We start from the raw sequence: 16673 nt of genomic DNA on the forward strand, positions 1-16673 counted from the left end.
CCTATCTGTATGAATGGTAATTTCATACACAGGGACCAATCACTTTATAAGGACAGAACGACACAAATCAGCGATTGGCTGTGTATGTGCGGTTCTGGATGATCGTCAATTTGCATCGTTTTTCTCCTTTCTTTGTTTTAAAACAGCAGAAAGTCCTGCCATAAAATGGCAGGACTAAAAAACTGATTATCTGTTTTCGTTCAAGCTTTAACTCCATAGGGCGATGTAATGAGCTTAGTCTTGACCTTCGCGACCAGGACTGTTGACCAACGAGTAGTGTCTCCACTGCTTTGCGGTAGTCATCCGTATCCCTATGGTAGCCTCACCTACCGTTTTCGCCTTTCAGTATAAACCTTTAACTAGTAAAAGTCAACGATTTATCTCATTTTTCTTAGATTACGATTAATTCTTTTGGAGCAAGGGTTAATAGCTCACAACCTGTATCTGTAATCAGGATATCATCTTCGATACGAACCCCGTATTTACCTTCAATATAAATACCAGGTTCATCAGTCAAGACCATACTAGATTTAATAACTTCTTTGGAAGTTTGGCTAAAGTAAGGTTCTTCGTGGATATCAAGTCCGATACCGTGCCCGATACCGTGAGTAAAGTATTCTCCATAGCCTGCTTCCACAATAATATCACGAGGGATTTTATCAAAATCACGGAAACCTAATCCATCCTTAGCTTGGTCAATCAGAGCTTGGTTAGCCTTCAAAACAGTGTTGTAGATTTCTGCTTGGTCATCACTGACATGACCTAGGTAGATAGTACGTGTCATATCACTAACATAGTGGTCGTAAAGGCAACCGAAGTCCATGGTAATAGCTTCACCTAGTTCTACTGGTTTGTGCATTGGGTGGGCGTGAGGTTTAGAAGAGTTGATTCCACTAGCTAGAATCGTGTCAAAAGACAAACCAGCAGCGCCTAATTCACGCATACGGAAGTCCAGGAAGTTGGCAATTTCAATTTCTGTCTTCCCTGGCTTGATAAAGTCAAGAGCATCGTGGAAAGCTTGGTCTGAGATGGAACAAGCCTTACGAATAGTCGCAATCTCTGTCTCATCCTTAATCATACGAAGGGCTTCAACAAACTGTGTCTGTGGAACTAGTTCTAAACCTTCAAAGGCGGTTTGCATGCGATGGTAATAAGAAACTGAAATCTCATCTTCAAAACCGATACGAGAAAGGCCCATATCTTTTGCAATCTTTGCGATAGTTGACAACTCATCACGTTCTGCAAAAATCTCAAAGCCAGTAACTTCTTGCTTAGCAGCGATGATATAGCGAGCATCTGTCACCAAGACCTGACGGTCACGACTGATAAAGACTGTCCCATTTGAGCCCCAAAATCCTGTCAAATAGTAGACATTTTTAAGGTTATTGATAATGATTCCATCTAGTTCTTTTTCTTGCATTTTATCTAAAAATGCTTGCACACGTTTATTCATGATGTAACTTTCCTTTCAAATACTGTCCTGTATAGCTAGCTTCATTGGCAGCTACTTCTTCTGGAGTTCCTGTTGCGATAATAGTACCACCGCCAACACCACCTTCTGGTCCTAGGTCGATAATATGGTCTGCTGTTTTGATGACATCCAGATTGTGCTCAATAACGAGAACTGTATTACCATCATCGACAAAGCGGGACAAAACGGTGAGTAGACGAGCGATGTCCTCAGTATGCAACCCAGTCGTTGGCTCATCTAGAATGTAGAAGGACTTACCGGTCGAACGCTTGTGGAGTTCACTAGCCAGCTTCATACGCTGGGCCTCCCCTCCAGAAAGTGTCGTAGCTGGTTGTCCCAAGGTCACATAACCTAGACCAACATCTTTGATAGTCTGGAGTTTGCGTTGAATTTTCGGAATGTGTTTGAAAAATTCAACCGCATCGTTGACGGTCATATCCAAGACTTGCGAGATATTCTTTTCCTTGTAGTGAACTTCTAGAGTTTCACTGTTGTAGCGAGTCCCATGACAGACTTCACAGGCTACGTAAACATCTGGCAAGAAGTGCATCTCAATCTTGATAATCCCGTCACCCGAGCAAGCTTCACAGCGACCGCCCTTGACGTTGAAACTGAAACGCCCCTTCTTGTAGCCACGAATCTTGGCTTCATTTGTCTGAGCAAAGAGGTCCCGAATGTCATCAAAGACACCTGTATAAGTAGCGGGATTAGATCTCGGTGTTCGTCCTATTGGACTTTGGTCAATGTCTATCAGACGATCGATATGCTCGATTCCTGTAATGGATTTAAACTTACCAGGCTTGTCTGAATTGCGATTGAGCTTTTGTGCAATAGCCTTTTTGAGGATGCTGTTAATGAGGGTAGACTTCCCTGAGCCAGAAACGCCTGTTACCGCAATGAATTTCCCGAGTGGGAAGCGAGCGGTGATATTTTGCAAGTTGTTCTCACGCGCACCTGTCACTTCGATAAAGCGACCATTGCCTACACGGCGTTCTGTCGGTACTGGGATCGCACGTTTACCTGACAGATACTGTCCAGTGATAGACTTGCTGTTGCGAGCTACCTGCTTAGGCGTTCCTGCCGCAACAATTTCTCCACCAAAGACACCTGCACCAGGGCCAACGTCTATCAGATAATCAGCCTCTCGCATGGTGTCTTCATCATGTTCTACCACGATCAAGGTGTTCCCCAAGTCACGCATCTTTTTCAGACTGGCAATCAAACGGTCATTGTCCCTTTGGTGAAGACCGATAGACGGCTCATCAAGAATATAGAGAACTCCTGAAAGGTTGGAACCAATCTGAGTCGCCAAGCGAATACGTTGACTCTCCCCTCCTGATAATGTTCCTGCTGAACGAGAAAGCGTCAGATAGTTAAGGCCCACGTTATTGAGGAAGGTCAAGCGATCCTTGATTTCCTTAAGAATCGGACGAGCAATGATAGCTTCATTTTCAGATAGGGTTAGTTGATCAATGACCTCCAAATGGTCTGCGATGGAGAGGTCTGAAATTTCTCCGATATGGAGTCCTTTTTCTCCCCCTACTCGAACAGATAAGGCTTGGTCATTGAGACGATAACCATGACAGGTACCACAAGTTAGCTCATTCATATAAAGGCGCATCTGAGTGCGAGTGTAGTCGCTATTGGTTTCATGATAGCGACGCTTGATATTTCTGATAACACCTTCAAAAGGAATATCGATATCACGAACTCCGCCGAATTCATTCTCATAGTGGAAATGGAATTCTTTCCCATCTGAACCATAAAAAATGAGATGTTTATCCTCCTCAGACAAGTCCTCAAAAGGCGTATCCATATCCACTCCAAAGGCCGTCATGGCTTGTTCCAGCATATTTGGATAATAGTTAGAAGAGATAGGGTTCCAAGGCGCTAAGGCTCCCTCGCGAAGGGTCTTGCTAGCATCTGGCACTACTAAGTCCGTATCAACCTCTAGCTTGATTCCTAAACCGTCACACTCGCTACAAGAGCCAAACGGTGCATTGAAGGAGAAGAGACGAGGTTCTAACTCCGGAACCGTAAATCCACATACTGGACAAGCATAGTGTTCTGAAAAGAGCAACTCTGAATCATCCATAGTATCAATAACGACATAACCTTCAGCGATACGTAGAGCTGCTTCAATCGAATCGAAGAGACGACTACGGATACCTTCTTTGATAATGATACGGTCTACCACCACATCAATGTTGTGTTGCTTATTCTTTTCAAGTTCAGGAACTTCAGTCACGTCGTAGACAACTCCATCGACACGGACACGGACGTAACCATCCTTTTGAATCTTTTCAATCAGAGTCTTATGTTGCCCTTTTTTCTTACGAATAACAGGAGCCAAAATCTGCAGACGCTGGCGTTCTGGCAATTCCAAAACCTTGTCTACAATCTGCTCTACAGACGAAGCCTTGATGGCCCCATGTCCATTGATACAGTAGGGTGTCCCTACACGTGCATAGAGAAGACGTAGATAATCGTTGATTTCCGTCGTTGTTCCAACCGTCGAACGAGGATTTTTACTGGTCGTTTTCTGGTCAATGGAAATGGCAGGGCTGAGACCATCGATAGAGTCCACGTCTGGCTTTTCCATATTGCCCAAGAACTGACGAGCATAGGCTGACAGACTTTCAACGTAGCGACGTTGCCCTTCTGCATAAAGGGTATCAAAGGCCAAACTAGACTTTCCTGATCCAGATAGTCCCGTCACCACAACTAGCTTGTCACGCGGAATTTCCACATCTATATTTTTTAAATTATGGGCGCGTGCCCCATGGATGACAATCTTATCTTGCATGTTACTTCTTTCTAGTCCATTATTGCTTTCCATTATACCAAAAAAAGTGAAATTCTATTACCAAAAAAGCCGATTTTGTAGTATAATAGTACGGTGTCAAAAATCACTGAAACACGGATTAGATTAGGAAAGGATAGGAGATATGAAACAAGTCTTTCTCTCAACAACAACTGAATTTAAAGAGATCGATACGCTCCAGCCGGGCACTTGGATCAATCTCGTCAATCCTACTCAAAGCGAATCGATGGAAATCGCCTCGGCCTTTGATATTGATATCGCCGATCTCCGTGCACCGCTCGATGCGGAAGAGATGTCACGTATCACCATCGAAGATGAATACACCTTGATCATCGTAGACGTCCCAATCACAGAGGAAAGAAATAACCAGACCTACTACGTGACTATTCCCTTGGGGATTATCATCACAGAAGAGGCTATCATCACCACCTGCTTGGAGCCTCTCCCACTTCTTGATGTCTTTATCAATCGTAGACTTCGGAATTTCTATACCTTTATGCGTTCACGCTTCATCTTCCAGATTCTCTACCGCAACGCGGAGATTTACCTAACCGCCCTCCGTTCAATCGAACGTAAGAGTGAGCAGATTGAGAGCCAACTTCACAAATCTACTCGAAATGAAGAATTGATTGAACTCATGGAGTTGGAAAAGACCATCGTCTACTTCAAGGCCTCTCTTAAGACAAACGAGCGCGTGATTAAAAAATTGACCAGCGCAACTAGCAATATTAAGAAATACCTTGAAGACGAAGATCTACTTGAAGACACCTTGATTGAAACGCAACAGGCCATCGAGATGGCGGACATCTATGGAAACGTCCTTCATTCTATGACAGAGACCTTTGCCTCTATCATTTCAAACAACCAGAACAATATCATGAAAACCTTGGCCCTTGTGACCATCGTTATGTCCATCCCGACCATGATCTTCTCGGCCTACGGTATGAACTTTAAGGATAATGAAATTCCTTTAAACGGAGAACCGCATGCTTTCTGGCTCATCGTCTTTATCGCCTTTGCTCTGAGTGTTTCTCTCACTCTTTACCTCATCCATAAAAAATGGTTCTAAACAGGAGTTATTATGTCACAGATTGATTTAAAAGATTTAACAAAGAAAAACCAAGAATTTATCCATATTGCCACCCAGCAATTTCTAAAAGATGGGAAAACTGACGCTGAAATCAAGGCCATCCTTGAAGAAGTCATTCCTCATATCCTTGAAGAACAACCAAAAGGTATAACCGCTCGTTCTATCTACGGAGCACCAACTCACTGGGCTCATAGTTTCAGCGAAAAAGAGCAATACGAAAAAGAACATCCAAAAGAAAACGACGATCCAAAATTGATGATGTTGGATTCAGCCCTTTTCATCACAGGATTATTTGCAATAGTTAGCGCCTTGATGAGCTTCTTCTCAAACCAACCTGTGGCCTACGGATTGGTAACACTTATCAGTGTAGGGGCCTTTGGGGGAGTTGCCTTTTACCTGCTCTACCACTTCATCTACCGCTACTACGGACCTGATACTGACCGTAGCCAACGCCCACCATTCTGGAAATCACTTTTGGTTATGTTAGCAACCATGTTTGCATGGGTCTTCATTCTCTTCTTGAGTAACTTCCTTCCACAAGCCATCAACATCAGTCTCCCACCACTTGTATTGTTGGTCATTGGAGGAGCTCTCCTTGCCCTACGTTTCTACCTCAAAAAACGTTTCAACATCAAGAGTGCAAGTGCAGGACCTGCTAGATATTAAGATAAACAAAAAAGTAGTGTGTTTTGTAGACAGACTACTTTTATTATGGCTCCAAAGCATTTTTTGATTCTCCAAAGAAAAGTAGCTACATTTTCTAAAAACGTTCTAATGTAAAGGCTTCCCTTAGAATCCCGAGGTTTTATCCTTGAATCCAAGTTGTTTTTCTGTTATGCTAATAAAGTAATAAGGAGAAATATATATGACTAAACAGAGAATTAATCAAATTGTCGGTTCAATTGGTGCCTTTATCGGGATTATTGTATTTATAGCCTACATCCCCCAAATTTTTGCCAATTTACAAGGAAATAAAGCTCAACCTTTCCAACCTTTATCAGCAGCAGTCTCTTGCTTAATCTGGGTCATTTACGGATGGACAAAAGAGCCTAAGAAAGATTGGATTCTAATCATTCCAAACTCGGCTGGGGTTGTCCTTGGCGGACTGACCTTCCTTACTGCTCTATAAGAATGCAACTACTATAAAAAGCAACCACATCGAGCGGTTGCTTTTTTATGTATAAGATTAAGACAGGGCTAAGATAATAAAGGAGAGGCTATTGCCTAACATGTGAACAAGTAAGGGATAGTAGATATTCTCCTTTTCTTTCACATAAATAATAGAAAAGGCAAGGCCACCACCTAGGTATCCGACTGCACCGACCCACTCTGATAAACTTAAATTATGCATATGAGTCAGTGCAAAGATAAATCCTACCAGAAGAATGCTTAACCAACTTGGCAGTTTTTTCTGCAAGTGATGCAATAAGAGCTGACGGAAAAAGAGTTCTTCCACCAAAGGGCCAATGATGCAAGCGAAAACTGCTATCAGTAGCGGTTGTTCTTGAAAGGTACTTTGAATATTCGACTGGTTTAGACCTTGTCCGACCAGCCCAAAAAACTGCCTCAACATCTCTGATACAAATCCAAAGATAACAGTCATCATAATGAGAAAGAGCCAGCCTTTTAAAACTCCAAAGAAGTATTTTCTTTTAGTCTTTCTAATCTCATTCCATTGTTGAATCAATCTATCCTTGAACAAGAAAGAGCTATATAAAGCTAATACTACATAGACTAGATAATTTGCAATGGTAGATGGCATCAAAGGATCCAGCAATTTAACGCCATCAAGCACAAAGAGAACTGTATAGAGAATCCCAAAAACCAGAACTCCCTTATATTTGTTAGCCATCATTTAAGTCCCTTCCATTCACATTCATTCTCGTGGTCATCAACTAGCCCTGCTGCTTGTAGAAAAGACAAGACAGCAACTGGACCTGTGAACTTGAAACCACGTTTTTTGAGATCTTTGGATAATTTCTCAGATAGAGGCGTCTTAGCCGGAGCCTGGCTGTAGTCAGGTACATCATTCACAATCGTCTTCCCACAGACAAAAGACCAAAGATAAGCATCAAAAGAGCCATACTCTTTCTGAACTTGTAGAAAGGCCTGGGCATTAGCTCGCGTCGCAAATATCTTGGCACGATTTCGGATGATAGCTGGATTATTCATCAGAGCTTCCAATTCTTCATCCGTCATGTCTGCAACAGCTTGAATTTGGTAACCATGAAAAGCTTGACGGAAGGCTTGGCGTTTATTGAGCACCGTTTCCCAAGAAAGACCAGCCTGATAGGTCTCCATGCAAAGCAACTCAAAAAGGGCTTGGTCGTCATGGAGGGGGTGTCCCCATTCTTCATCGTGGTAGGCTACATAAAGCGGGTTGTTCATTTTAACCCAGCCACAGCGTTTTGGCATCTTCTTCTCCTATTTCACCAACATCTTAAGGGCAGACTTGATGTAGTTTTCAGCTGTATCAGAAGTTCCTTCAAAGAATTTCTTGATCTTCTTAAGCTCGGTCGACTTGTAGCCCAAGGCCAACATGGCTTCCATGGCTTCTTCCAATTCTTGATTGTCACTGCTAGATGGAGCAGCAGCCTTAGCAGGGAGGTCGTCCCCCGCCACAACCACTTTCCCTTCTAAGTCCAGCACCATCTGCTGGGCTGTTTTCTTGCCAATTTTAGGGAATTTGGTCAAGTAGGTGATATTCTTGGTCTCGATGGCTTGAACGAGACCAGCATTGTCATCCGCAGCTATAATAGCAAGTGCAGAGACTGGCCCAATGCCTGACACTGAGATCAAGCTGAGAAAGAGCTTTTTCTCAGCTTCCGAGCGAAAACCGTAAAGTAGATGGGCATCCTCCCGAACAACTTGATGGACATAGATTTGCGCTTCTTGGTTGACTTGTCCTGAGTAAGCATAAGGATTAGCCACATGCAGGATATAACCGATACCGTTAGCTTCAAGAACGATGTATTTAGCAGTAATTTTGGTAATGATACCTTTTAGATATTCGTACATAATTTTCCCTTCAATTTATACTCAATAAAAATCAAAGAGTAAACTAGGAAGCTAACCGTAGGCATAACTTGAGTTAGGCAAGGTATGGCTGACGCAGTTTATAGAGATTTTTGAAGAGTATTAGTATTTTCCTAGCTCTCGTAGGCTAGTATGATTTTCCTGAATGCGACGGAACATCTTTTCCATGTCTGACTTGGTAAAGTGAACCAGAACAGGACGTCCATGGGGACAGTTGTATGGGTTGTCACATTGAGAGAGTTGGTATAGAAGTTGTCTAGCCGAGTGGTCATCAATACGGTGGTTAGCCTTGATAGACCTCTTGCAGGACATCATAATCGCTAGCTCTGCTCGGTATTTCTTGATAGAAACTTCCTTGGTCAAGAGGAGCATGTCACACATCTCATAGATTCCAGACTCGATTTCCTCCTCTGCCATCCAAATCGGATGTTCGCGCAGGATAAATTGATTTTCTCCATACTCTGCTAGAAAGACGCCTACTTCCTCTAAAAGAGACATTCTTTCCTTGAGACGAAGGGCATCATCTGCAGGGAATTCAAAGATGTAGGGCACTAGGAGTTGCTGTTGGCTCTGGTCAACATTGCCAATGCTTTCACGGTATTCCTCGTATTTGACCCGTTCCTGTGCCGCATGCTGATCTATGATGTAAAGGCCATCTCGACCTTGGGCAAAGAGATAGGTCCCATGCATCTGCCCGAAAAATTCCAACTCTGGGAAGCTGGATGATTCTTCTCGCTCTAACTTGTCATAAGCCTTATCCAGACTAGCCATATCCAACTCTGGATGGTCCAGTTGATCATAGCTGGCTGGCTTTCTCTCTGCAAAATGCAGTTTTGCTGGCTTGGTCAATTGGTCCAAGGTTTCCTTGGCAAACAAGGTCAAATCCTGACTTTCTTCAGGCAGATTCACCTGATGGTCTGCTACCTCAGCTTGTTTTGGTCTTGTCGGTTCATTTTTTTCATAGTAGAGCGTATTTTCTCTCAATGGTAAAGTGGTTTGCTCTACTTTTTCACGATTGCGAATGGTAGATTTGGCCAGATTTTCCAAGGCATCTGGAATCAAGGTCTGTTCCTTGAGACTCTTTGCGATAGCCTCTGAAACCAGCGCCATCAGCTCTCTTTCCTTGGAAATCCTTACCTCTTGCTTGGTTGGGTGCACATTGACATCTGCCAGATATGGGTCAATCTGGATATGAATCACAGCTAGCGGAAAACGTCCCACCATAAGCTTGCTGCCATAACCATCTAAAATAGCACGATTGAGCAAGAAGTTTTTGATATAACGACCATTGATAAAAAGACTGATATAGTTGCGATTTGCACGTGTTAATTCCGGCAATGAAACAAAACCTGAAATTTCAAAATCTAGGTCCGAATTCTCAATCTCAACCATCTTTTTGGCACTGGCTAAACCATAAATTCCAGCAATGGCTTGACGCAGTTGACCCGTACCAGCTGTCCGTGTCATTTCCTTGCCATCGCTAATCAGGCTAAAAGAAATCTCAGGATGGGCTAGCCCCAGACGGTTAACGATATCGATGATATGAGATAACTCTGCCTGCTGGCTCTTCATATACTTGAGACGGGCTGGTGTGTTGAAAAAGAGATCCTCCACACAAACCTTAGTCCCTACAGGGCTTGTCGCTGGGATGATTTCTTCAACTTCTCCCCCACGAGCAACTAACTTGGTCCCGTGACTTGCTCCATCCACTGCTGTCAAAAGAGTCAGTACACTAACAGATGCGATAGAAGGCAAAGCTTCACCACGAAAACCGAGGGTCCGAATCCGAAAAAGATCTGCCTGATTCTTAATCTTACTGGTTGCATGACGGCGAAGAGCCAACTCGACTTCATCGTGGGGAATCCCGTGACCATTATCGGTGATTTGGATTTTCTTAAGACCAGCTTCTTCGATCTCAACGATAATCTGGCTTGAACCAGCATCGATAGCATTTTCGACCAACTCTTTAACTACGCTGGCAGGACGCTCGATCACTTCTCCTGCTGCAATCTGGTTGGCCAAGACTTCTGGCAATTCAATAATATGAGACATCTTTCAGCCCCTTTCTTAACGATTTTTATCTATTTCTCTGAAAATAAGCTAGTGCTATTATACCATATTTCACTCGTTTCCAAAAAAGTCCAAGCAGCAACTTTCTTCCCGATTTTACTAGGTTATTTACCAAGTTTGTGGTACAATAGGTAGAAACAATATTTTAAAAAGGAGAAAAGACACATGCACATTTTTGATGAGCTAAAAGAGCGTGGTTTGATTTTTCAAACGACTGATGAAGAAGCTTTGCGTAAAGCCCTAGAAGAAGGTCAAGTTTCTTATTATACTGGCTACGATCCAACTGCTGACAGCCTTCACCTAGGTCACCTTGTCGCAATCTTGACAAGTCGTCGTTTGCAGCTAGCAGGTCACAAACCTTATGCGCTCGTTGGCGGTGCTACAGGTCTCATCGGAGATCCGTCCTTCAAAGATGCTGAACGTAGTCTCCAAACAAAAGACACAGTAGATGGCTGGGTCAAGTCTATCCAAGGACAACTTTCTCGCTTTCTTGACTTTGAAAATGGTGAAAATAAAGCTGTCATGGTCAACAACTACGACTGGTTTGGCAGCATCAGCTTCATTGACTTCCTCCGAGATATCGGAAAATACTTCACTGTCAACTACATGATGAGCAAGGAGTCTGTGAAGAAACGTATTGAAACAGGGATTTCTTACACTGAGTTTGCCTACCAAATCATGCAAGGTTATGACTTCTTCGTTCTTAACCAAGAGCACAATGTAACCCTTCAAATCGGTGGTTCTGACCAGTGGGGAAATATGACAGCTGGTACCGAATTGCTTCGTCGTAAGGCTGACAAGACTGGTCATGTCATCACTGTCCCACTGATCACAGACGCAACCGGTAAGAAATTTGGTAAATCTGAAGGAAATGCTGTTTGGCTCAACCCTGAAAAGACTTCTCCATACGAAATGTACCAATTCTGGATGAACGTCATGGATGCTGACGCTGTTCGCTTCTTGAAGATCTTTACCTTCTTGTCACTGGATGAGATTGAAGACATCCGTAAACAATTCGAAGCAGCACCACACGAACGCTTGGCTCAAAAAGTCTTGGCTCGTGAAGTTGTGACTCTTGTCCACGGAGAAGAAGCTTACAAAGAAGCCCTTAACATCACTGAGCAACTCTTTGCAGGAAATATCAAAAACCTTTCTGTCAAAGAACTCAAACAAGGACTTCGTGGCGTGCCAAACTACCAAGTACATGCAGACGAAAACCACAACATCGTAGAACTTCTCGTATCATCTGGCGTGGTTAACTCAAAACGCCAAGCCCGGGAAGACGTTCAAAACGGTGCCATCTACATCAACGGCGACCGTATCCAAGACCTTGACTATGTCTTGAGTGACGCAGATAAGTTAGAGAACGAACTCACTGTTATCCGCCGCGGTAAGAAAAAATACTTCGTTCTAACATACTAAAAACAGACTGGATGCATTTGCTATCCAGTTCTTTTTTTGCTAGACTAAAACTATGAATACAAACCTCAAACCTAAACTCCAGCGCTTTGCTTCTGCTAGTGCCTTTACCTGCCCTATCTGCCAAGAAAATCTGACCTTGGTAGAGTCCAGTCTCAAGTGTGAACATCGCCATTCTTTTGACCTAGCAAAATTCGGCTATGTCAATCTAGCACCCCAAATCAAGCAATCTGCTAACTACGACAAGGAAAACTTTCAAAACCGCCAACAAATCCTAGAAGCTGGCTTTTATCAGGCTATTTTAGAAGGTATCTCCGACTTACTTGCCACTAATCCATCCGCAAAAACCATCTTGGACATCGGTTGTGGCGAAGGCTTCTACTCTCGTAAACTCCAAGAAAGTCACTCTGATAAAACCTTTTACGCCTTTGACATTTCAAAAGACTCAGTCCAAATCGCGGCTAAAAGTGAAACCAACTGGGCGGTCAATTGGTTCGTTGGCGACCTGGCTCGTCTTCCTATAAAGGACGCCAGCATGGATGTCCTGCTTGATATCTTTTCTCCTGCCAACTACGGAGAATTTCGACGAGTCTTATCAGAGGACGGCATCTTAATCAAGGTTATTCCTACTGAAAACCACCTCAAGGAAATCCGCCAAATGGTACAGGAACAACTGACAAAGAAAGATTATTCTAACCAAGATATCAAAGAACATTTCCAAGAACATTTCAGCATCCAATCTAGTCAAATCGCTTCCCTGACCAAGCCCATTACAGCAGAACAACGCCATGCCTTACTCAGCATGACGCCCCTGCTCTTTCATGTCGACCAAAGCAAGATTGACTGGAGTCAGTTGACAGAAATTACTATCGAAGCAGAGATTCTGGTTGGGAAAGCACTGTGAACTAGTTCAAATACGAAAAAACGCATCTATATAAGATGCGTTTTTTGTTTAATCTTAGTTCAAGTGCCAGATATCTTCGTTATACTGAGCGATTGTACGGTCAGATGAGAAGAATCCTGCTTTAGCAATGTTGACGATGACTTTATCCAACCATGCATCACGGTCTTCGTAGTCAGCAAGCATTTGCTCTTTAACTTTGATGTAGTCTTCCAAGTCAAGAAGAGTCATGAACCAGTCTTTGTTGATCAATTCGTTGTAAAGACGTTCCAAGCGCTCTTTCTTACCGACTGCAAGAACAGCATCGCTTACGATGAAGTCAACCAATGGTTTGATCGCTTTACGAGCGTAGAATTCGCTTGATTTGTATGCTGATTTCGCATAAAGGTCGATAACAGTTTCTGAATCTTCACCGAAGATGTAGATGTTTTCATCTCCAACCAACTCAGCGATTTCCACGTTAGCACCATCCATAGTACCAAGAGTCAAAGCTCCGTTCAACATGAATTTCATGTTACCAGTACCTGAAGCTTCTTTAGAAGCCAATGAGATTTGTTCTGAGATATCACATGCTGGGATCAAGAAGCTTGCTGCAGTAACGTTGTAGTTTTCAACCATAACCACTTGTAAGTGTGGTGCTACTGCTGGATCGTTGGCAATCACTTCTGACAAGCAAAGGATCAAGTGGATGATATCTTGAGCGATTGTGTAGGCAGGAGCTGCTTTACCACCAAAGAATACTGTGATTGGACGAGCAGGGATGTTACCAGCCTTGATGTCCAAGTATTTGTGGATCACATACAAAGCGTTCATTTGTTGGCGTTTGTACTCGTGAAGACGTTTGATTTGGATATCAAAGATAGAGTTTGTATTGATTTCCACACCTTGGTGCTCTTTCAAGTGACGAGCCAATTTACGTTTGTTGTGAGCTTTGATGCTTTCCAATTTTTCTTTGACAGCAGCCTTGTCTTCGTATGAAAGAAGGTCTTCTAATTTAGAAGCTTCATGGTGCCATTCGCGTCCAAGGATCTCATCCAAGTAGTGAGACAATCTTGGGTTAGCATGCATGAGCCAACGACGGAATGTGATACCGTTTGTTTTGTTGTTGAATTTTTCTGGGTAGATGTCGTAGAAAGCTTTCAACTCTGAGTTCTTCAAGATTTCAGTGTGAAGAGCCGCAACCCCGTTTACGCTGTATCCGTAGTGGATATCCATGTGAGCCATGTGAACACGTCCGCTCTCATCGATGATTTGAACAGCTGGGTCTTTGTATTCTGCTTTAACACGACGGTCCAATTCTTTGATGATTGGTACCAAGTGAGGAACCACTTCTTCCAAGAATTCAAGAGGCCATTTTTCAAGGGCTTCAGCAAGGATTGTGTGGTTAGTGTAGGCAGTCATGCTACGAACGATAGAGATTGCTTCATCAAGTTCGATACCACGTTCAGTTAAAAGACGGATCAATTCAGGGATAACCATTGATGGGTGAGTATCGTTGATTTGTACAACTGCGTAGTCAGCAAGGTCATGCAAGTTGCTTCCTTTTTCGATTGCTTCATCGATGATCAATTGTGCACCGTTTGAAACCATGAAGTATTGTTGGAAGATACGGAGCAATTCACCTTGTTTATCGCTATCGTCTGGGTAAAGGAAAAGAGTCAAGTTACGAGCGATGTCTGTCTTGTCAAAGTTGATACCATCTTTGATGATTGAAGAATCAACTGAATCCAAGTCAAACAAGCGCAAACGGTTTTTAGTAGCTGTTTTGTATCCAGGTACATCGATATCGTAAAGAGTAGATGTCAATGTGAAGTGTGCAAATGGCACTTGGTAGCTACGACTTGAGCGAACCAACCAGTTTTGGTCAGTCAACCAAGCGTTAGGAATAGTTTCTTGTTGGTTGTTTTTGAGAACTTGTTGGAAAAGACCGAAGTGGTAGTTCAAACCAACACCGTCACCATTCAAACCAAGTGTAGCGATTGAGTCGATAAAGCAGGCTGCTAAACGTCCCAAACCACCATTACCAAGTGATGGTTCCAATTCTACTTCTTCGATTTCGATCAACTCTTTACCTGCATCAGCAAGTTCTTTTTTAACTTCGTCATAAAGACCAAGGTTAATCAAGTTGTTTGACAAGAGTTTACCGATCAAGAACTCAGCTGAGATATAGTAAACTTTTTTCTTACCAGTGTTGACTGGTTTTTGGCTGCTAGCAAGTTTGCTGTAGTTAAGAAGAGCAAGGTAAAGCTCTTCGTTGCTACATTCTGCGATAGATTTATTGTAACGATTATGTACAAATTCTTTTAATGGTAACATTTTTATGTCTCCTGATATTGTCTTATTTCTTTAATTCTACCAAATTTTCATTGATTCGGCGATAAATTGTAGTCAAGTCAAGCAAAGTTTCTTCGACAGCAGGAGTCAATTGATCCTCTGTCATACGCCATGACCAGTTTCCACCAAGAGTAGATGGGAAGTTCATACGAGCTGAACCATCCAACTCTAGCAAATCTTGCATAGTAGCGATAGTCATAAAGCTTACTGATGAGAAGGCTGTACGAAGCATAGCATGTACTACTGTTTCATATTCCTTGCGGTTTGTATAACGTGCCATGTACTCACGAGTTGGATCATCAATCTCATCACGGTACCAACCAAGAACAGTGTTGTTATCGTGTGTTCCTGTGTACATAACAGAGTTAGCTGGTGCCAAGTGTGGGCTGTCAATACTTTCGTGCTCCGGGTTGAAGGCAAATTGGAGAACCTTCATTCCTGGGAATCCAGTGCGCTCACGAAGCTCGATAACTTCATCAGTCATGAATCCAAGGTCTTCTGCGATGATGTTCAAGTCACCTAGTTCTTCTTTAACAGCTGCAAAGAGTTTGTAATCAGGTCCTTTCACCCATTTACCAGGTGCCGCTGTTTTAGAACCAGCAGGGATTTCCCAGTATGATTCAAATCCACGGAAGTGGTCAATACGAACGATGTCATAAATTTTAAAGCTTTCGCGCAAGCGTTCAATCCACCATTTATATCCATCACGGTCCATAGCTTCCCAGTCATAGATTGGGTTCCCCCAAAGCTGACCAGTCTCAGAAAACTCATCTGGTGGACAACCTGCGATACAAGTCGCTTTCCCGTTTTCATCTGTCTTGAAAAGATGAGGATTCGCCCACATGTCGCTTGAATCTTCCGCCACATAGATAGGCATGTCTCCTACGATTTCGATGTGGTTATCGTTGGCGTATGCTTTCAATTTCAACCATTGTTGGAAGAAGAGGTATTGAGTTACGCGGTGGTAAACAAGCTTGTCAGCTAATTTCTCACGATAACTTTCAAGAGTTGAAGCTTTGCGAGCACGAGCATCAGCATCTGGCCATTCTGTCCAAGCAAGGTTGTCAAAATGCTCTTTGATCGCCATATACTCTGCAAAGAGTTCAAGCCATGATTGATTTTCTTGCGCAAATTTTTCGAAGTCTTTGACATCTCCAACTTCAAGGAAACGTTTGACAGCTTTCTCTAAGAGCGGACGACGTGCATAGTAGATTTTAGCGTAGTCAACTTCAGTTGGATTGCTACCAAAGTCAATCCCTTCAAGATCACTAGCTTCTAGTAAACCTTGCTCAACCAAGATATCAAGATCGATAAAGTGAGTATTCCCTGCAAAAGCTGAGAATGATTGGTATGGAGAATCTCCATAGCTAGTTGTTCCCAAAGGAAGGATTTGCCAGTAGCGTTGCTTAGTACGAACTAAAAAGTCAACGAAATCATAGGCACTTTGACCAAATGATCCGATTCCGTAAGCCCCTGGAAGTGATGAGATGTGCATCAACACACCACTTTGACGTTTTTTCATATTAGC

Annotated in this window: 13 protein-coding genes and 1 riboswitch; of the genes, 5 read left to right on the forward strand and 8 right to left on the reverse strand. The window is 42.9% G+C overall.

The window, feature by feature from the left end; translation table 11 throughout:
* Positions 1–184 precede the first annotated feature (184 nt).
* Positions 185–338, reverse strand: a riboswitch (M-box (ykoK) riboswitch).
* Positions 339–391: 53 nt separating this feature from the next.
* Positions 392–1453 carry a M24 family metallopeptidase gene (locus ACXYSN_RS06630; protein WP_458636550.1) on the reverse strand — a complete coding sequence of 354 codons (1062 nt, stop codon included), beginning with the start codon at positions 1451–1453 and terminating at the stop codon, positions 392–394.
* The gene (uvrA, locus tag ACXYSN_RS06635) at positions 1446–4277 is read right to left on the reverse strand and encodes an excinuclease ABC subunit UvrA (RefSeq protein ID WP_458636551.1); all 2832 of its coding nucleotides are present in this window, start codon (positions 4275–4277) and stop codon (positions 1446–1448) included. The genes ACXYSN_RS06630 and uvrA overlap by 8 nt, the downstream gene beginning before the upstream one ends.
* Before the next feature lie 142 nt (positions 4278–4419).
* On the opposite strand from uvrA, the gene ACXYSN_RS06640 reads away from it, so the two are divergent.
* The 3 genes from ACXYSN_RS06640 (at position 4420) to ACXYSN_RS06650 (ending at position 6514) form a co-directional block, all read left to right on the forward strand.
* Positions 4420–5364: a magnesium transporter CorA family protein gene (locus ACXYSN_RS06640; protein ID WP_458636552.1), complete on the forward strand. Its 945-nt coding sequence runs from the start codon at positions 4420–4422 to the stop codon at positions 5362–5364.
* Between the two features lie 12 nt (positions 5365–5376).
* Complete coding sequence (locus ACXYSN_RS06645; protein WP_458636553.1) at positions 5377–6051, forward strand: DUF1129 domain-containing protein; 675 nt, start codon at positions 5377–5379, stop codon at positions 6049–6051.
* A gap of 199 nt (positions 6052–6250) precedes the next feature.
* Positions 6251–6514 carry a SemiSWEET family transporter gene (locus tag ACXYSN_RS06650; protein WP_049496815.1) on the forward strand — a complete coding sequence of 88 codons (264 nt, stop codon included), beginning with the start codon at positions 6251–6253 and terminating at the stop codon, positions 6512–6514.
* 57 nt (positions 6515–6571) lie between these two features.
* Here the strand turns inward: ACXYSN_RS06650 and ACXYSN_RS06655 are convergent, their stop codons facing one another.
* From ACXYSN_RS06655 to mutL, 4 genes are all read right to left on the reverse strand, one after another.
* Entirely contained in the window at positions 6572–7240 is a 669-nt protein-coding gene (locus tag ACXYSN_RS06655; RefSeq protein WP_458636554.1) for a lysostaphin resistance A-like protein, read from the reverse strand.
* Positions 7237–7800 (reverse strand): DNA-3-methyladenine glycosylase I, encoded by a 564-nt coding sequence (locus tag ACXYSN_RS06660; RefSeq protein WP_458636555.1) that lies wholly within the window; start codon positions 7798–7800, stop codon positions 7237–7239. Before ACXYSN_RS06660 ends, ACXYSN_RS06655 begins: the two co-directional genes overlap by 4 nt.
* Positions 7801–7809: 9 nt before the next feature.
* Positions 7810–8403 carry a Holliday junction branch migration protein RuvA gene (ruvA, locus tag ACXYSN_RS06665; protein ID WP_458636556.1) on the reverse strand — a complete coding sequence of 198 codons (594 nt, stop codon included), beginning with the start codon at positions 8401–8403 and terminating at the stop codon, positions 7810–7812.
* Positions 8404–8523: 120 nt separating this feature from the next.
* Positions 8524–10473 carry a DNA mismatch repair endonuclease MutL gene (gene mutL, locus ACXYSN_RS06670; RefSeq protein WP_458636557.1) on the reverse strand — a complete coding sequence of 650 codons (1950 nt, stop codon included), beginning with the start codon at positions 10471–10473 and terminating at the stop codon, positions 8524–8526.
* Between the two features lie 183 nt (positions 10474–10656).
* Between mutL and tyrS the strand changes: the two genes are divergently transcribed.
* Positions 10657–11913, forward strand: coding sequence for a tyrosine--tRNA ligase (tyrS, locus tag ACXYSN_RS06675; RefSeq protein ID WP_458636558.1), 1257 nt, complete (start codon positions 10657–10659; stop codon positions 11911–11913).
* A gap of 52 nt (positions 11914–11965) precedes the next feature.
* On the forward strand, positions 11966–12814 hold the full coding sequence (locus ACXYSN_RS06680; RefSeq protein ID WP_458636559.1) for a putative RNA methyltransferase: 849 nt from the start codon (positions 11966–11968) through the stop codon (positions 12812–12814).
* 54 nt (positions 12815–12868) lie between these two features.
* On the opposite strand, the gene glgP is transcribed toward ACXYSN_RS06680, so the two are convergent.
* Both glgP and malQ read right to left on the reverse strand, forming a co-directional pair.
* Positions 12869–15127 carry a glycogen/starch/alpha-glucan family phosphorylase gene (gene glgP, locus ACXYSN_RS06685; RefSeq protein ID WP_235083538.1) on the reverse strand — a complete coding sequence of 753 codons (2259 nt, stop codon included), beginning with the start codon at positions 15125–15127 and terminating at the stop codon, positions 12869–12871.
* Between the two features lie 22 nt (positions 15128–15149).
* The gene (malQ, locus tag ACXYSN_RS06690) at positions 15150–16667 is read right to left on the reverse strand and encodes a 4-alpha-glucanotransferase (RefSeq protein ID WP_458636560.1); all 1518 of its coding nucleotides are present in this window, start codon (positions 16665–16667) and stop codon (positions 15150–15152) included.
* Positions 16668–16673 lie beyond the last annotated feature (6 nt).

The organism is Streptococcus sp. V869, assembly GCF_054353515.1.